We start from the raw sequence: 17,311 nt of genomic DNA, 5'->3' as shown, positions 1-17,311 counted from the left end.
TCTTATTTTAATATAATTGCTTTAAATTCACTTTGATTTCCTGTCCTGTCTACCGCCGTGAGGCCTATTTGTTCCATTTTCTTTTTCTTCTCTCCAACTATATACTGAAGGCTATAAGAAGACAGATCTCCGTTCAGAATTTTGTAATCCCAATTTCCACCTTCATATTTGAAATAAATCACCCATCTGAAGACATCATCCCGATCAGGATGTGTCCAATTGATCTGAATTCTTTCGTTATTTATAGTGGTTTGTACCTGCGGAATTTCAGGCGCTTCATCATCAAGCCAGGGACTGGAAGGAACCAGTGTTTTCTTTTTATAGGGCCCCTGTTTTAAAGCTGTTGACAGGGAATCATGTTTTACCAGCGGCCCTATACTCCAGTGTACAGTACCTTTACTTTCTGGCAACATTCCACGGGTGATCATGATCTGGTTAATGGTCTCATCAATATTCTTTTCATCTCCTCCAAGACCTACATTTATGCCTGGCCATAAATGACGGTTTCGGTTATTTTCCCGTTCCCACCATCCGAGAAGCTCCGGAAAGCTCTGTCCTTCCTGATTGATCTTCCAGTAAAGCTGAGGAGTAAAATAATCTATCCAGCCTTCATTCAGCCATAATTTAGCATCAGCATAGAGCTTTTCATACTGATCATAACCGGTGATCGATTGAGGATAGCCGGGACGCCAGATACCGAATGGACTTAGTCCGAACTTAACAAATGGCTTTTCGGTTTTTATCTCATCGTAAACCCGCCTTATAAAATGGTTTACATTGTGGCGGCGCCAGTCAGCTCTTGATAGTTCTCCTCTATTATTTTTATATGTGTTCCAGCTATCATCATCGGGAAAATCCTTCCCGTTATTATAAGAATCATATGGATAGAAATAATCATCAAAATGAACGCCGTCCAGGTCATATCTTTTAACAAGGTCCATTACCACTGCGGCCGAATGATCCTGGGTTCCCTGTTTAGCCGGGTCTAACCACCACATTCCGTTTTCCAGTTTTACAGCAAGTTCAGGTTTTCTTTTGATGATAGAACTCTCACTTATTTCACCACCGGTAGTATGATGAGCACGATAAGGATTCAACCAGACATGCAATTCCAGGCCACGATTATGGGCTGCCTCTATCCAGAATTTTAAAGGATCATAATAAGGTTCAGGTGCTTTTCCTTGTTTTCCGGTTAAGAAGTAAGACCAGGGTTCCAGTTCACTGTCATAAAGAGCATCGGTCTGCGGTCTAACCTGAAAGATAACGGCATTAAAATTATTTTCCTGAAGAAAGTCAAGGAGCTTCAAGGCCTCCCTTTGTTGTTCACTTGTAGACAAACCCGGTTTGCTTGGCCAGTTAATATTGGCCACCGTAGCTACCCAGGCCGCTCTGAACTCATAGATATCCAGTGGAGGTGCTATCTTTTTAACTGTCTTTTCTTGCTGATTCTCCTCTGTTTTTTCGGTTTTCGGTACTACAACTGGCGTTTGGGGTTCTTCGGAAACTATTGTATCCTGTGTAGTTTTTTCGGTAACAGGGGGTGCAGGTTGGGAAACCGGTTTTGTGGTCTTACAGGAAGCCAAAAATATCGCGGTAAGATATACTAAGAATCTAACGGAATGTCTTAACATTTGATTTGGGGTATACTTGATTAACTTATCTTTTTTACAACAAAGTCCTTCAAAATTATTTTTAAAGGACTTTAAGTTTTAACCATTCAAAACGGCTAATTATTTTCTTGAAAAAGCAGCAATAGCCTTCCTCACACTTCCATGTTCCTTTAATAGTTTTTCGGCTTCTTTTTCACCGATCCCCAGCTCGTCCATGATCATTTGGGTACCGCGACCTACCAGCTTTCTGTTTGAAAGTTGCATATCTACCATTTTATTTCCTTTTACACGACCAAGTTTGACCATTACCGTGGTTGAGATCATATTGAGAACAAGTTTCTGCGCTGTACCGGCCTTCATCCTGGTACTTCCCGTAACAAATTCTGGCCCTACCACCACTTCGATTGGATATTCCGAAGCCCGGGCTAATGGACTATCAGAACTACAGGTGATGCAACCAGTGGTAATTCCATTTTTTCGGGCATCATTTATTCCACCAATTACATAAGGTGTGGTTCCAGAAGCTGCAATGCCTACCAGTACATCATTCTTTTCAATATCAAACTCCTGAAGGTCTTTCCATGCCTGTTCAGTATCGTCTTCGGCATTTTCCACCGCCTTACGCAGAGCGTAATCACCACCTGCAATGAGACCGATGACCATATTATCGCTAACTCCGTAAGTTGGCGGACATTCGGAAGCATCTAAAACTCCCAGCCGGCCACTGGTCCCTGCCCCAATATAAAAAAGACGGCCTCCCAGCTTCATCTTTGCAACGATCACTTCAATAAGGCATTCTATTTTAGGAAGCACCTCCTCTATTTTTTGAGGGACGGTCTTATCCTCATTATTGATATTCAAAAGCAGTTCTGAAATACTCATCTTTTCGAGATCGTCATATTTCGATGGCTTTTCAGTATCTGGTTTCTTATTTTTCATTTTCTATTTTTATTATTCGGTCTCTGGCATGAACCCGGAAAAAACACCTTCTCTTCTATCTGTATTCCAGTTGATATCCGGACTCTGGAAAAAGTTTATATCCATAAAATCCAGACGGGCTCCGTGCTCACCCAGCCTTTCCTTAAAGTTAGCAAAATCCTTCCTTTTTTGAGCGGTCCAGGCCACTTCAGCTGTAGCAATAGTTCTTGGCCATAATCGATTATCGGCTTTATCATCTGAAGTCACAAGTTCTGTCCACACAGGTGCCTCCACCCCCATCACATTAGCATTGTCACTAGTAAAGTTATACGCGTCTTCAAGAGAAACACCTCTTTCCTGACACCAGTTATTAGTGTTTTCCTGTCCGGGTACATTTGCATGATCAAAGTAGAAATTGGTACAAATGGATTCAATGATCCTTGTGTCCACAACACTTTCGGTCTTGCCGTTCCAACGCTGACTGATAAAATCCAGATTCACCGGTGCCTGAGTTACTTCTTCCCAGCCTATGGTGGTCTTGCCGTTCTCACGAACTATAGAATCGGCCTTTACCACGAACTCCTTATACCTCTCATCATCTATCTCATCTCCTCCTATGTGAATATAATCTCCCGTTGTGATTTCAGAAAGCTCTCCGATTATTTCAGCTACGAAATCATAAATCTCGGGCTTTTCCAAACACAGCTTACTCCAACCTACCTTATATTCATGAAAAAGCTGGGGCGGTGTTGCCATTCTCGGTTCCAAGTTCGAAAATTCTTCACAGTTCAATTCCGGATAAGCCATAAGCGCAGCATAAATATGTCCCGGCATGTCGATCTCAGGTATTATGGTTATGTTTCGAGCCTTCGCGTATGCCTGTAGCTCTTTATATTCTTCCTGGGTAAGATATCCTGAACGTCCATTCTTTACAGCGCTTTTTCCTCCCAATTCGGTAAGCTTTGGTCTGCTTTTCATCTCAATCCTCCATCCCTGGTCATCGGTAAGATGGAGATGCAGCCTGTTCATTTTATAAAAAGCCATCCTGTCAATATGTTTTTTTAAATATTCAGGACCAAAAAAGCTACGTGCAACGTCTATCATGGATCCCCTCCAGCCATATCTCGGGGAATCTATTATCTCTACCTGTTGAAGGCGGACGGGATCAGAAACTTTTCTCTTTTCAATTTCGGAAGGCAGCATTTGCCTGAAAGTTTGCACGGCATAGAATAGTCCGGTGTTGGTTGCAGCTCTGAAGGAAACCGTATTCTTAGTGATTTTCAGCTCATATCCTTCTTCCCCCAGACTTTCATGAAGTTCATCTTTTAATTCCATCGAAAAGCCCATACAGTTCGATCCTGTCATCATGTAACTTTCAACGTAGGTGTTAGAAAGTAATTTCTGAAGCCATTCAGCCGATTTTTTGGCTCCTGAATTATAACAAACCACTGCTCTTTCCGGCAGTAAAAAAGAACCTTCCTTCCACTTTACCTCCGAAGGCTGAGGGATTAGGGCCGGTCTGGAAATTTCGGTGTTTTGAGCAGTAAGCAGTCCCTGAAAAATTACGAATAGCGCAAATAGATAAATTTTCTGAATTTTCATCCTAAATCAATTTCTAATTTTATGTCCTTTCACTGCGAAAAACCAAAGATAGAGATAAGCGGGAATCACTATGATATATGCCATTTTTGGATCTAACTTATCGGCAAGGAGCCCGTAACCAAGAGGCAATATTGCACCACCGGCGATGGCCATGATTAGGAAAGAAGATCCAATTTTGGTGAATCTTCCTAATCCTTCAATAGCAAGTGGCCAGATAGCAGGCCAAACAAGGGCATTTGCAAGACCTAAGAGCGAAATGCACAAAACTGAAACAATTCCGTTCGTCAAAATAGCCGCAACCCCAAGGATCACACCTAAAATCGCTGATATTTGTAATACTTTTTGCTGACTTATATATTTGGGAATCGCTACAATCCCGATTAAATAACCCACGATCATAGCACCTAAAGTAAGACTGGTAAAGAATTTAGCGGTTTCAAATTCGATACCTTGCGCTGCACCATAACTAATTACCGTATCTCCAGCTATCACCTCTACCCCAACATAGAGGAAAAGAGCCAGTGTCCCTAAAAGTAAATGTGGAAACTGGAATATACTGGTCTTATTTTTATTTATTTCTTCCAGGTTCTCATCTTCTGAATCGGTTTCAACTTCCGGAAGCGCAGAGAAATAGATCAGGATAGCAAGGCCGATTAATACAATGGTCATTATAATATAAGGGGTGATCACCCTTCCTGATAATTCGTCAAGTTTTTCAGCCTTTTCAGCCAGAGTCAGGGAATCAAGGCTTGCTACAAGCTCATCTGCATCTTTTAATGCAATAGCGCCCAGCACGATGGGAGCGATCACTCCGGCCACCTTATTACAAATCCCCATAATACTAATACGTTTTGCAGCACTTTCAATTGGTCCCAGAATGGTTATATAAGGATTTGCCGCGGTTTGCAAAATTGCGAGTCCGGTACCCTGTACAAAAAGCCCCAGCAGGAATAACATATAAGTTCTTGTCATCGCGGCCGGGATAAAAATGATTGTTCCTACTGCCATCACCAGCAATCCCACCGACATTCCGTTTTTGAAGCCCGTGAGTTTTAAAACCCTTGAACTTGGAATGGCCATAACGAGGTAAGAAATATAAAAAGCAAATGCCACCAGATAAGACTCAAAATTATTGAGTTCGCAGGCAATTTTAAGATAAGGAATCAATACAGAATTCAGCCAGGTCACAAAGCCGAATATGAAGAACAGGATTCCAATAATGACAATCGACCTGCTTGTGTTGTTAGAAGTGGCAGCCATAATAGATTTTTCGTTTTACTTTGAGTCTCATGCTAATGCAAAAAGACGTAAATTTAGTTTTGGTAAACTTCCAATAATTAATACTATTTACAAAAAAAAGAAACTTTTTTATAACAACTTCCTACTTAATTTACTTTTTTATTTAAATATATCAATTTATTAAAATTTTTACTATAAGTTGATTTCGATACAAGTTGTCCAATCTTTCTTTTTTAGAGTATTAAATAAACTATATTTGTACTCTTAAACTCGCCTGAATCGAGCAGGGAAATTGATTCAAAATTTGGAGATGAAGAATATTCGAAACTTTTGCATAATAGCTCATATTGACCACGGGAAAAGTACGCTGGCAGATCGACTTTTGGATTATACAGGTTCTGTTACCGAAAGAGAAAAACAGGAGCAGTTGCTGGATAGTATGGATTTGGAAAGAGAACGTGGGATCACTATTAAAAGTCACGCCATTCAAATGGATTATATTCATGAAGGCGAAGAATATATTCTGAATCTTATCGATACTCCCGGGCACGTGGATTTCTCTTATGAGGTTTCACGTTCTATTGCGGCCTGTGAAGGCGCGCTTCTAGTGGTTGATGCCGCTCAAAGCATACAGGCACAAACCATATCTAACCTTTACCTGGCCCTTGAAAATGACCTGGAGATCATTCCAGTTCTGAATAAGGTTGACCTGCCAAGTGCCAATCCGGAAGAAGTTACCGATGACATCGTGGATCTTTTAGGTTGCGATCCTTCTGAAATAATTCCTGCAAGTGCCAAAACTGGTCTGGGGATTAAGGAAATACTTGATGCAATAATCAATAGAATTCCTGCACCTAGTGGAAAAGTAGATGCCCCATTAAGAGCGCTTATATTCGATTCTGTTTATAATCCTTTCCGTGGTGTAGAAACGTTTTTCCGTGTGATCAACGGAACCATCAAGAAAGGTCAGCATATCAAATTCGTGAATACCGATAAGAATTATTATGCTGATGAGGTGGGAACACTTAAGCTGAAACAGCTTCCAAAGAAAGAAATTAAGACGGGGGATGTAGGTTATCTCATCACCGGTATAAAAGATGCTCGTGAGGTTAAAGTGGGTGATACCATTACCGGAGCTGATAATCCCACTACCGAAGCCGTAGCAGGGTTCGAAGATGTAAAACCAATGGTTTTCGCCGGAATCTATCCCGTGGACACTGAAGATTATGAAGAGCTTAGAGCATCTATGGAAAAGCTACAGCTTAACGATGCTTCCCTGGTATTTACTCCGGAAAGCTCTGCGGCACTTGGATTTGGTTTTAGATGCGGATTCCTTGGTATGCTTCACCTTGAGATTATACAGGAAAGACTGGAACGTGAATTCGACATGACTGTTATTACAACAGTTCCTAACGTATCTTATCACGCATATACTAATAAGAATCCAGACGAAGTTATTCTGGTAAATAATCCTTCAGATCTTCCGGAGCCATCTAAACTGGATAGAGTTGAAGAGCCTTATATCAAAGCAAGCATCATCACTAAAGCCGATTATGTGGGTCCTGTGATGTCTCTATGTATTGAAAAACGTGGTGAGATCACTAATCAAACATACCTTACCACCGAGAGAGTAGAACTAACATTCGACATGCCATTGGCTGAGATCGTGTTCGACTTCTACGATCGCTTAAAGACTGTTTCCAGAGGCTATGCTTCTTTTGATTATGCTCCTATTGGAATGCGCACTTCAAAACTTGTAAAAGTAGATGTTCTTCTGAATGCAAATAAGGTTGATGCCCTTTCTGCTCTATTACACGTAGACAATGCCTACGATATAGGAAAGAAAATGTGTGAGAAGCTAAAAGAGCTTATCCCAAGGCAGCAATTTGATATCCCTATTCAGGCTGCCATTGGAGCCAAGATCATCGCCAGAGAGACCGTAAAAGCCCTTAGAAAGGATGTTACCGCCAAATGTTACGGAGGTGATATTTCCCGTAAGAGAAAACTTCTTGAAAAGCAGAAAAAAGGTAAAAAGCGTATGCGTCAGGTAGGGAATGTTGAAATCCCACAGGAAGCCTTCATGGCTGTTCTTAAGCTGAATGACTAGTTCGTTGTTCGGAGTTTGGAGAAATTATTGTCTTAGGTACTTCCGTAAACCGGATATCATTTTAGAAATTTCGGTTAGAAAGTATCTTAAATCTTTTTCCGTATCGGAATCAATATACTTTTGTCTTTTCGCGATAGTTATACAAACAAGACATTCTTTTAAAGAATTTGAAGCTATAATCAAATATCTACTAAACTCCTTTTTACTTCCTCCGGAACCTTCAGCGATATTCAATGCTATGGAAATTGAAGCCCTTCGGAATTGGGAAGTTAATCCATACAACTCCTCCCTGGGAAAGGATTTTGTGATCTCATAGACCAAATCAACAAAATTCAGTGTCTTTTGATAAACTTCTAATTTTTCGAAATTAAACTGTTCCATTCTGTCATCAAAAGGATAAAATTCTGAATTTTATTCATCTATTCAACTTTTTTAACTTTGTAGTTTAATAAATTTTTCTCCGAACTACGAACAATAAAACTAAATTCTAGAGATGGCCGGGCATAGTAAATGGGCAAATATCAAGCATAGAAAAGGAGCTCAGGATAAGAAGAGAGCAAAACAATTCACAAGAGCGATCAAGGAGATCACCGTGGCGGTAAAAGAGGGCGGTGGCCCCGATCCTGAGGCGAATCCATCCCTTAGAAATGCTATCCAGAATGCCAAGGGTGTGAATATGCCTAAAGATACCATTGAACGTGCCATAAAAAAAGCCAGTGGTGCCGATGCGGACAATTATGAGACTGTAACTTTCGAGGGTTACGGGCCTAACGGAATTGCCATTTTTGTTGAATGTACTACAGATAATACCAACCGTACCGTAGCCTCGGTTAGATCCATATTTTCCAAAAACGGAGGAAATTTAGGGACGAATGGTTCCCTAGAATTCCTTTTCGATAAAAAAGGGGTGTTTGTGATCGAAAAAGAAAAGATCGAAATGGATCTTGAAGAATTCGAACTGGAACTTATTGAGGGCGGAGCCACTAAAATCGAAAAAGACGATGAATTTATTACTGTTTATACTGAATTCACCGACTTCGGCCTTATGTCTTCCAAACTCGAAGAATTAAACATAGAACCTAAAAATTCAGAAGTTCAGAGAATTCCTATGAATACTTTGGAATTGCCCGTGGAAGATGCTAAAAAGATTCTGGATCTGGTTGAGAAATTTGAAGACGACGATGATGTTCAGAATGTTTACCACAATCTGGAGATCACAGACGAACTTATCGCTAAAATGGAGGCCGAATAAAAATTAATCGGCATTGATATTTTCTTCAATATTCTCTTTCTCCTCGCTATCGCCAGGTTCCATTTGTTTCCCCAGATAGACCATCATGTAACCTTCTTCAATTTCAACATCAATACTGTTAGAAGGGATAATGCTTAACTCTCCTTCATTATTCTTAACAAACAGAGGGATAATGTCAGGATCTGTCTTGCTTATCTCTATAAGCCCTTCGTAATGCTCTTTTGAATTCAGTTGAATTTCATGAATTGAGGGATATTTTCTGGCAAGGTTGGTAAGTTTAATATAATCATCTGTTTGCGAGAATAGGCCTTCCTTAGGGTTATTTTCAGGATCATACATCTCATCTGGTGAAACCACCCTGAAAGATCCGTTCTCACCAAAATGTTTACGGAATTTTTCTATTGCATTCAGGTTTACTTCAGTGTTTCCAGTCATAGCCATCAAATAACCTACGTCACTTAATTCAATATTGTTGATAAGATCATCAGAATAAACGTTTTCCTGAATGGCATCCAGACCCAGTTCTTTTGCTTTCCTGATGTTAGCGCCATTGCTATCTACCAGAACCACATGCCTGTTATTCTTTTTCAGGTAGGATGCTATAAGTCTTGAAATGGTAGATGCACCTATAATAAGGATTCCCTGAGAATTTTTAAGAAATACTCCAACAAGTTGCGCAACGAACCTTGCAGTGGTCGCGTTTAGTAAAACCGTTCCCAGTACAATCATGAAGACAAGGGGTGTAATATATTCTGCTCCTTCCACACCCTGACTCGCCAGTTCAAGTCCAAAAAGCGAGGCGATACCTGCCGCAACAATACCTCTTGGGCCTACCCAGCTGATAAATAATTTTTCATTGATTTTAAGAGAAGAACCAATGCTACTTATAAATACTCCCAGAGGTCTTATAACTAAAACCACAGCAGCAAAAAGTATGATCGCATTCACATTATAAACAAGTAAAAGATCTTCGATATTAATATTAGCCGCCAGTAAAATAAATAAGATCGAAATTAAAAGTACACTTAGCGATTCCTTGAAGTAGAGTAGTTCCTTTAAATTGGGAAGATTTATATTTCCCATCACCATTCCCATTACAACGACTGCCAGCAGGCCACTTTCATGTGCAAAAAGATCGGAAAGAACAAAAACCCCAAGCACCGTAGCCAGTGTAAGTACATTCAAGAGATAATGCGGAATTACATTCTTCTTTATTGCAAAAGCCAATGCATGGGCAAAAGTGAAGCCGAAGGTGAAACCAAAAAGCACAATCTTACCAAACTCCATTAACGCCGTTGTAGTGAATTCGGTTCCGGTACCGGCACTGATAAACTCAAACATCAATACAGCTACAAGAGCCCCAATAGGATCAATAAGTATTCCTTCCCATTTGAGAATGGCTGAAATATCCTTTTTTAATGGAATATTTCGAAGTATGGGTGTAATAACTGTAGGTCCTGTAACTATAACCAGTGCAGCAAAAAGAAAAGATATCTGCCAGCTCAAGTCAAAGATGAAGTGAGCGGCTATCCCCGCTCCAATGAAGGTGACTATAACCGCTATAGTAATAAGTTTGACTATAACGGGGCCAACGTTAAGAATTTCCCCTTTTCTTAAGGTTAATCCTCCTTCAAAAAGAATTATTCCAATAGCCAGGGAAACAAAATAAAAAAGACTGTCCCCAGGAAAAAGCCCGGAACTTCCATTCCAAATAGGCTCAATTAGTTTAGATCCATCTGCTGTAAAGAGCGTTGAAATAGGACCTACGGCCAGGCCTACCAGGATCAAAGGCAGGATAGCAGGAATCTTTAATCTCCATGCGAGCCATTGAGCAAGTATCCCTAAAATTATTATTCCTGCTAATTCGATCATATATCTATACTTTACTTATAAAAGCTAAAAATATTAAAAATGTTTTATTCTGAAAGCTTATTCCATCAAGGCTTTCAATAAAAATATCTTGTTAAATGAATGGAAAATAATTAGAAATCGCTTTAAGATTTTCTATTTTGCAGGGGAATTTTTAAAAAATTTCATAATGACACTTTATCCCGTTGAAGCTGGAAACTTCAAACTGGATGGAGGTGCAATGTTTGGCGTTGTACCTAAGAGCCTGTGGAACAGGACCAATCCGGCCGATTCCAATAACATGATAGATATTGCAGCACGATGTTTGCTTATTGAAGATGGAAATAAACTGATATTGATCGACACGGGAATGGGGGATAAGCAAAGTGAAAAATTCTTCAGCTACTATTATCCCTGGGGCGATCACAGTATCGATAAATCGCTCAAAAAACACGGATTCCATCGCGATGATATCACAGATGTGTTCATGACACACCTTCACTTTGATCACTGTGGAGGAAGCATACAGTGGAACAAAGACAGAACCGGTTATGAGCCAGCCTTTAAAAATGCGCGTTTCTGGAGTAATGAAGAGCACTGGATCTGGGCTACACAGCCAAACGACCGTGAAAAAGCCTCTTTCCTAAAAGAAAATATCATTCCAATGGAACAGAGTGGTAAACTCCACTTCCTGGAAAGAGTAAAGAATAAATTCTATACTGAAAATGAACACCTGGGCTTTGGTGTGTTATTTGTTGATGGTCATACCGATAAACAGATGATTCCTCATATAAATTACAAAGGCAAAAAGCTGGTTTTTATGGCAGATCTACTTCCAACCGCAGGGCATATACCTTTACCCTATGTGATGGGATATGATACACGGCCGTTACTTACCCTTCCTGAAAAAAAACAGTTCCTGGATACGGCAGCCGATGAAAATTATTATCTGTTCATGGAGCATGACGCCCATAATGAAATAATTACTCTGAAACATACCGAAAAAGGAGTAAGACTAGATAAAACCCATACGTTTAACGAAGTATTTAATTAACAGAAATATGAAAATCCCATTTTTTAGACCCTTTCTATCATTACTGGCCGCTGGAATATTAACAGCATGTAGCAGTACTTCACCAAAGATAGTATCTACACCTATAGAGAATATAGATTCCATTCCTCTAAAAGTTAGCGATCTTTCGGAGACTCAGCTTAAAGGCTGGGGTGGAGCCGATCTGACCAGGGATACAATCCCAGGGATGAGTGTGGAAAAAGCTTATACTGAGATTATCAAAAATAATAAACCTTCTCCCGTGATAGTTGGAGTGGTAGACAGCGGTGTGGATATTGCCCATGAAGATCTAAGAAGTGTAATCTGGACCAATGCCGATGAAATTCCCGGGAATGGAAAAGATGATGATAACAATGGCTATGTAGATGATATTCATGGCTGGAATTTTCTTGGCGATGCCGTAGAAGAAAATATGGAGTATACCCGTATCTATAAAAGGTTGAAACCGAAATATGAAGGTAAACCGGAAAGCAGTATCAGCACTGCCGATAGAGAAGAGTATAATCTTTATCTCGCTGCGAAAGCTGAATATGAAAAGGAATATAACGAATCTGTTCAGACCAGGGACCAGTACCTTCAGATAAAAGAGCAGTTAACCGCAGCTCATAATGCGGTGTCTGCAGAATTGGGAACCGAGGATTATACCAAGGAACAGCTTTCAGATTTCAAACCTGAAACCCAGCAGATGCAGCAGTATAAATCCATTCTTACCCAGATCCAGTATAATGTGAATGAGAATATTCCGGAAGCCCTTGAGGAACTTGATGAAGCTATTGAATATTACGCTGGCCGTCTTGATACACATTTCAACATGGATCTGGACGGAAGGGCTAAAACCGGTGATGATCCCTATGATATTACAGACAGGGATTACGGAAATAATGAAGTAGACGGTCCCGACCCTAAAAAAGAAGATATCAAGCATGGTACACATGTTGCGGGTATTATAGCTGCCGATCGCTCCAATAATATTGGAATAAAAGGCGTCGCAAATAATGCAAAAATTCTGGTTGTGAGAGCTGTTCCCGATGGTGACGAGTATGATAAGGATATCGCTTTAGGTATAAGATATGCCGTAGATAATGGCGCAAAAGTGATCAATACCAGTTTTGGTAAATATTTTTCTACCAATCCTGAATGGGTGATAGATGCCATAAAGTATGCGGCTGAAAAAGATGTTCTCATCGTCAACGCGGCAGGAAATGAAGGCCTAAACCTTGATGAGAAAAGAGTGTATCCTAACGATCAGGATCCTCAAAACTCTACAGAGGTAGCCAGCAATTTCCTAACCGTTGGAGCTCTTAATTATGAGTATGGATCTGGCCTGGTAGCTGATTTTTCAAATTACGGAAAACTGAATGTTGACGTGTTTGCTCCAGGAACCAAGATCTGGTCTACAACACCAAATAATAAATATGAGTTTCTGCAGGGAACTTCTATGGCAGCTCCTGCGGTAACCGGAATAGCAGCTATAATCAGGGGATACTATCCTCAGCTTTCTGCAGCCCAGGTAAAGCAGATCATCATGGACAGCGGGCTTACTACAAATGCCACTGTGATTGTTGGAGGAGAAAGAAATAATACTCAGAAATTCAAGGAACTGTCTACCTCCGGAAAGATGGCTAACCTTTACAACGCATTAATTTTAGCCGACCAAACAGCAAAAAACAAATAAATACAAAATGAAGAAAATACTTTTTCGCTTATTAGTTATTTCAACCGGGCTTTTAACCGCTCAGAATAATACCTCATACTGGCAGCAACATGTAGACTACAAAATGGAAGTAGATATGAATGTTGAAAACTTCCGTTATACAGGAGTTCAGGAACTTACTTACACCAACAATTCACCGGACACTCTTGACCGCGTATTCTACCATCTGTATTTTAACGCATTCCAGCCGGAAAGTGAAATGAATGCGAGACTAACAAGTGTCCCTGATCCAGACAGCAGAATGACGATGAATAAGGGAACCTCTGAAAATCCCGAGATCGTTAGTCGTATTTCTGAACTTAGTCCTGAACAGATAGGATATTTAAGGGTAAATTCACTAACACAGGATGGTAAAGAACTTCAATATGAAGAAGTAGGTACCGTGCTGGAAGTGGAACTTGCAGAGTCTATTCTACCAGGTGAGAAGACCACTTTCAATATGCAGTTTGAAGGTCAGGTGCCTGAACAGATAAGAAGATCTGGTAGAAATAGTTCTGAAGGCATTGCACTGTCCATGAGTCAGTGGTATCCTAAATTAGCCGAATATGATTTCGAAGGCTGGCACGCCGATTCTTATATAGCACGTGAATTTCATGGTGTATGGGGAGATTTTGACGTAAAGATCACCATTGATAAAGATTATATACTTGGAAGTACCGGATATCTTCGGAATCCAGAGGAAATAGGATATGGTTATGAAGAAGAAGGAACCAAAGTGAAAAGGAAAGGCGATAAGTTAACCTGGCATTTTGTGGCTCCAAAAGTACATGATTTTACCTGGGCCGCAGATCCGGAATACATCCATGATAAACTGGTGGCTGAAGACGGAACTGTGCTCCATTTCCTTTATAAGGATAATGATGAAATTAAAGAGAACTGGAAAAAACTTCAACCAAAGACCGCCGAATTATTAGCATTCTTTAATGAACATATTGGACCTTATCCTTGGGATCAGTATTCTGTAGTTCAGGGTGGTGATGGCGGAATGGAATATGCCATGCTAACACTAATTACGGGTGAACGTTCCTTTGGAAGTCTTGTTGGTGTAACAGCCCATGAAATGGCTCATGCCTGGTTCCAGCACTTACTGGCTACCAACGAAAGTAAACATGAATGGATGGACGAAGGTTTTACTTCGTATATTTCTTCTGAAGCTGAAAATGTGATCATGGGTGAATCTGTTGCAAATCCTCATACCAACTCCTATAGAGGCTATTATTACCTGGCTAGATCGGGTAGGGAACAACCACAAACTACCCATGCCGATCGCTATGCGCTGAACGGCTTGTACGGAGCCGCTGCCTATTCAAAAGGGGCTGTATTCCTTGCCCAGCTTGGTTATGTGATAGGAGAGGAGAACCTGGCAAAAACTCTGAATCGTTATTACGATGAATGGAAATTCAAACATCCAACTCCAAACGATTTTATAAGAGTAGCCGAAAAAGTATCGGGAGCAGAGCTTGACTGGTACTTAATGGACTGGACTCAAACTACCAATACAATAGATTATTCCATCAATTCTGTTGAAGGAGATGAAGAAAATACAAGGATAAATCTTCAAAGAGCAGGATTAATGCCAATGCCTTTGGATATCGATGTAACTTATACTGATGGATCTGAAGAGACCTTTTATATTCCATTACAAATGATGAGATGGGAAAAACCTGCCGAGGAGGGAACTAAATGGACCGTGAAAGATGACTGGGCCTGGGGATTCCCAACTTACCAGCTGGAAATTCCTGTTTCAAAAGATAAGATCTCAAGCATAGAGATTGACAAATCTAAATTGATGGCAGATATCAACAGGGAAAATAATAGCTGGGAGAAATCTGAAAAAAATGATCAGGATTCAAGCAATTAAAATCCATTGAATAGAGATTTTTTAAAACCCTTTCGTAACTGAAAGGGTTTTTTATTTAACAGGATGCTTACTTTTGAGGTATGGACCAAAGTTTCGGAAGATCCCAAAAACTAAAAAGCAGGAAGCTGATAGATCAGCTTTTCATGGAAGGCAAAAACATAAAATCCTTTCCGATTAAACTTATATATATTCCTATTAAAAATTCTGAAAAAAATGAATTGAAAACAGGCGTCTCCGTACCAAAAAAACTGGTGAAGACCGCAGTTAAGAGGAATAGAATTAAGCGCCTCATGCGGGAAGTTTTAAGAAAAAATAAGTACCTTGTTACCAAAGATTTATCTTCTTCACATGCGTTCATGTTCATCTACATTTCCCGCGAAGAAATGAGCTATGAAAAACTGGAAGCGAGCATGAAAAGGATTATGGAGAAATTCAGGGAAAAACATTAAGCCATGAAAAAGAGAATAAACAGAATGATCATTCTTCCGGTTGTTCTAATCGGAATATTTATTGGAACAGTTAGTTTCAAATCAGATTTCTTCGAGATAGCGAAACAGATTGAGATCTTCACAACCCTTTTTAAGGAGATCAACATGAACTATGTAGATGAGACCAATCCCGCTGCTTTAATGGATACCGCGATAAAATCTATGCTTACCGATCTGGATCCCTATACCAATTACTGGAACGAACAGGATGTTGAAGCAGCAAGAATTAATAGTGCAGGCGAATATACCGGAATTGGAGCTTTGGTAAAAGCGGGACCTGAAGCGATCACCGTGGTAGAAGCATACAAGGATTATCCTGCCGATAAAGCCGGTTTAAAGGCCGGAGACGAAATTATCAAGATTGGAGATATAAGTGTGGCCGATTTTAAAGAAGATGCCGGAGAACTGCTTAATGGAGCTCCTGATAGTAACATTAGTATAACTTATCGCCGACAGGGTGAAATAAGGACCACTTCCCTTAAAAGAAGTTCGGTAGAGCTTAACGCGGTACCTTTTTATAAATTACTTGAGGATAATTCAGGTTATATAGTTCTTTCCCGTTTTAACGCCAAAGCATCTACCGAGGTTGCCAGGGCCCTGAAGGATTTGAAGAACCAGGGAGCCAATAAGATCATTCTGGACTTAAGAGGAAACCCGGGCGGACTTCTTAATGAAGCGATTAACGTGAGTAATATTTTTATTCCTGAAGGCGAGTTGATAGTAACCACAAAATCATCCATCGAAAAATATAACCGTGAATATTTCACTAAAAAAGAACCCATAGATACTAAAATTCCACTGGTAGTTTTGGTGAATGGCCGTAGTGCTTCGGCAAGTGAGATCGTTGCCGGCGCTATCCAGGATATAGACAGGGGAGTGATAGTGGGAGCAAGAAGTTTTGGAAAAGGCCTGGTTCAAAGACCCAGGGAACTGGCGTATGGAACCCAATTGAAGATCACAATTTCAAGATACTATACCCCGAGTGGAAGATGTATACAGGCTTTGGATTACCGAAGAAGGGATGAAGATGGTAAGGCCATCAGAACTAAAGTAGAAGACTATAATGAGTTCACTACGCGTAACGGAAGAAAAGTTTATGATGGTGGTGGAATTCTTCCTGATATTAAACTCGAAACTTCAGAATTCAGCGATATTACCCAGGCTTTATTATTACAGGATGCCATATTTGATTACGCTACCAAATATTACTATTCCCATGAGCTTTCAGATCCTGAGAATTTTAATTTTTCCGATTCAGATTTCAGCGAATTCAAAAAGTATATTGAAAATTCCGGTTTTGAATATCAAACCGCCACTGAAATGGAACTGAATGAAATGCTTGAAATGGCGGAAGATGAAAAAATAAGAACCAGAATTTCCAATGAGATCAATAAAATTAAAGCGGAAATAAACAACTTTAAAAAACAGGAACTGGATAGTAAAAAGCCTGAAATAGTTAGTTTATTAACCGATGAGATCATAAAACGCTATTTTTATAAAGAAGGATTGTATGAATATTATACAGAGAATAATCCCGAAATTTCAAAAGCACAGGAGATTCTAAACAATCCTTCAGAATATTCTAAAATCCTTAAATAGT

General features: G+C 40.0%; 13 protein-coding genes. 7 read left to right on the top strand and 6 right to left on the bottom strand.

The features are described 5' to 3' along the window. Window positions 1-2: 2 nt before the first annotated feature. The 4 genes from NE848_RS09790 to NE848_RS09775 all read right to left on the bottom strand — a co-directional run bounded on the left by NE848_RS09790 (window position 3) and on the right by NE848_RS09775 (window position 5,390). On the bottom strand, window positions 3-1,631 hold the full coding sequence (locus NE848_RS09790) for a glycoside hydrolase family 10-like protein (protein ID WP_252112961.1): 1,629 nt from the start codon (window positions 1,629-1,631) through the stop codon (window positions 3-5). Window positions 1,632-1,730: 99 nt separating this feature from the next. Further along, window positions 1,731-2,549 (bottom strand): N-acetylmuramic acid 6-phosphate etherase, encoded by an 819-nt coding sequence (murQ, locus tag NE848_RS09785; protein ID WP_252112959.1) that lies wholly within the window; start codon window positions 2,547-2,549, stop codon window positions 1,731-1,733. 12 nt (window positions 2,550-2,561) lie between these two features. After that, on the bottom strand, window positions 2,562-4,130 hold the full coding sequence (locus NE848_RS09780; protein WP_252112957.1) for a beta-N-acetylhexosaminidase: 1,569 nt from the start codon (window positions 4,128-4,130) through the stop codon (window positions 2,562-2,564). A 6-nt stretch (window positions 4,131-4,136) separates the two neighbouring features. Continuing rightward, a complete protein-coding gene (locus NE848_RS09775; RefSeq protein WP_252112955.1) occupies window positions 4,137-5,390 on the bottom strand; it encodes a sugar MFS transporter in 1,254 nt (417 codons plus the stop codon). A 289-nt stretch (window positions 5,391-5,679) separates the two neighbouring features. Between NE848_RS09775 and lepA the strand changes: the two genes are divergently transcribed. Then, the gene (gene lepA, locus NE848_RS09770; RefSeq protein WP_252112953.1) at window positions 5,680-7,476 is read left to right on the top strand and encodes a translation elongation factor 4; all 1,797 of its coding nucleotides are present in this window, start codon (window positions 5,680-5,682) and stop codon (window positions 7,474-7,476) included. A 24-nt stretch (window positions 7,477-7,500) separates the two neighbouring features. Here the strand turns inward: lepA and NE848_RS09765 are convergent, their stop codons facing one another. Beyond that, window positions 7,501-7,857: a four helix bundle protein gene (locus NE848_RS09765; RefSeq protein ID WP_252112951.1), complete on the bottom strand. Its 357-nt coding sequence runs from the start codon at window positions 7,855-7,857 to the stop codon at window positions 7,501-7,503. A gap of 112 nt (window positions 7,858-7,969) precedes the next feature. Here NE848_RS09765 and NE848_RS09760 point away from each other — a divergent pair, with 112 nt between their 5' ends. Then, window positions 7,970-8,728 (top strand): YebC/PmpR family DNA-binding transcriptional regulator, encoded by a 759-nt coding sequence (locus tag NE848_RS09760; protein ID WP_252112949.1) that lies wholly within the window; start codon window positions 7,970-7,972, stop codon window positions 8,726-8,728. A gap of 3 nt (window positions 8,729-8,731) precedes the next feature. Here NE848_RS09760 and NE848_RS09755 read toward each other — a convergent pair whose 3' ends face one another. After that, complete coding sequence (locus NE848_RS09755) at window positions 8,732-10,600, bottom strand: cation:proton antiporter (RefSeq protein WP_252112947.1); 1,869 nt, start codon at window positions 10,598-10,600, stop codon at window positions 8,732-8,734. A 166-nt stretch (window positions 10,601-10,766) separates the two neighbouring features. Between NE848_RS09755 and NE848_RS09750 the strand changes: the two genes are divergently transcribed. The 5 genes from NE848_RS09750 (at window position 10,767) to NE848_RS09730 (ending at window position 17,310) form a co-directional block, all read left to right on the top strand. Next, complete coding sequence (locus NE848_RS09750) at window positions 10,767-11,630, top strand: MBL fold metallo-hydrolase (protein ID WP_252112945.1); 864 nt, start codon at window positions 10,767-10,769, stop codon at window positions 11,628-11,630. Between the two features lie 7 nt (window positions 11,631-11,637). Next, window positions 11,638-13,323: a S8 family peptidase gene (locus NE848_RS09745; RefSeq protein ID WP_252112943.1), complete on the top strand. Its 1,686-nt coding sequence runs from the start codon at window positions 11,638-11,640 to the stop codon at window positions 13,321-13,323. 7 nt (window positions 13,324-13,330) lie between these two features. Next, entirely contained in the window at window positions 13,331-15,223 is a 1,893-nt protein-coding gene (locus tag NE848_RS09740) for a M1 family metallopeptidase (RefSeq protein WP_252112941.1), read from the top strand. Window positions 15,224-15,303: 80 nt separating this feature from the next. Beyond that, on the top strand, window positions 15,304-15,672 hold the full coding sequence (rnpA, locus tag NE848_RS09735; protein ID WP_252112939.1) for a ribonuclease P protein component: 369 nt from the start codon (window positions 15,304-15,306) through the stop codon (window positions 15,670-15,672). A gap of 3 nt (window positions 15,673-15,675) precedes the next feature. Further along, on the top strand, window positions 15,676-17,310 hold the full coding sequence (locus NE848_RS09730) for a S41 family peptidase (protein ID WP_252112937.1): 1,635 nt from the start codon (window positions 15,676-15,678) through the stop codon (window positions 17,308-17,310). Window position 17,311 lies beyond the last annotated feature (1 nt).

It is taken from the genome of Gramella jeungdoensis (genome assembly GCF_023805255.1).
In the GTDB taxonomy this organism is placed as follows: Bacteria; Bacteroidota; Bacteroidia; order Flavobacteriales; family Flavobacteriaceae; genus Christiangramia; species Christiangramia jeungdoensis.
Note: the sequence above shows the minus strand (reverse complement) of the source record. Positions and strands in the feature narration are given on the sequence as shown.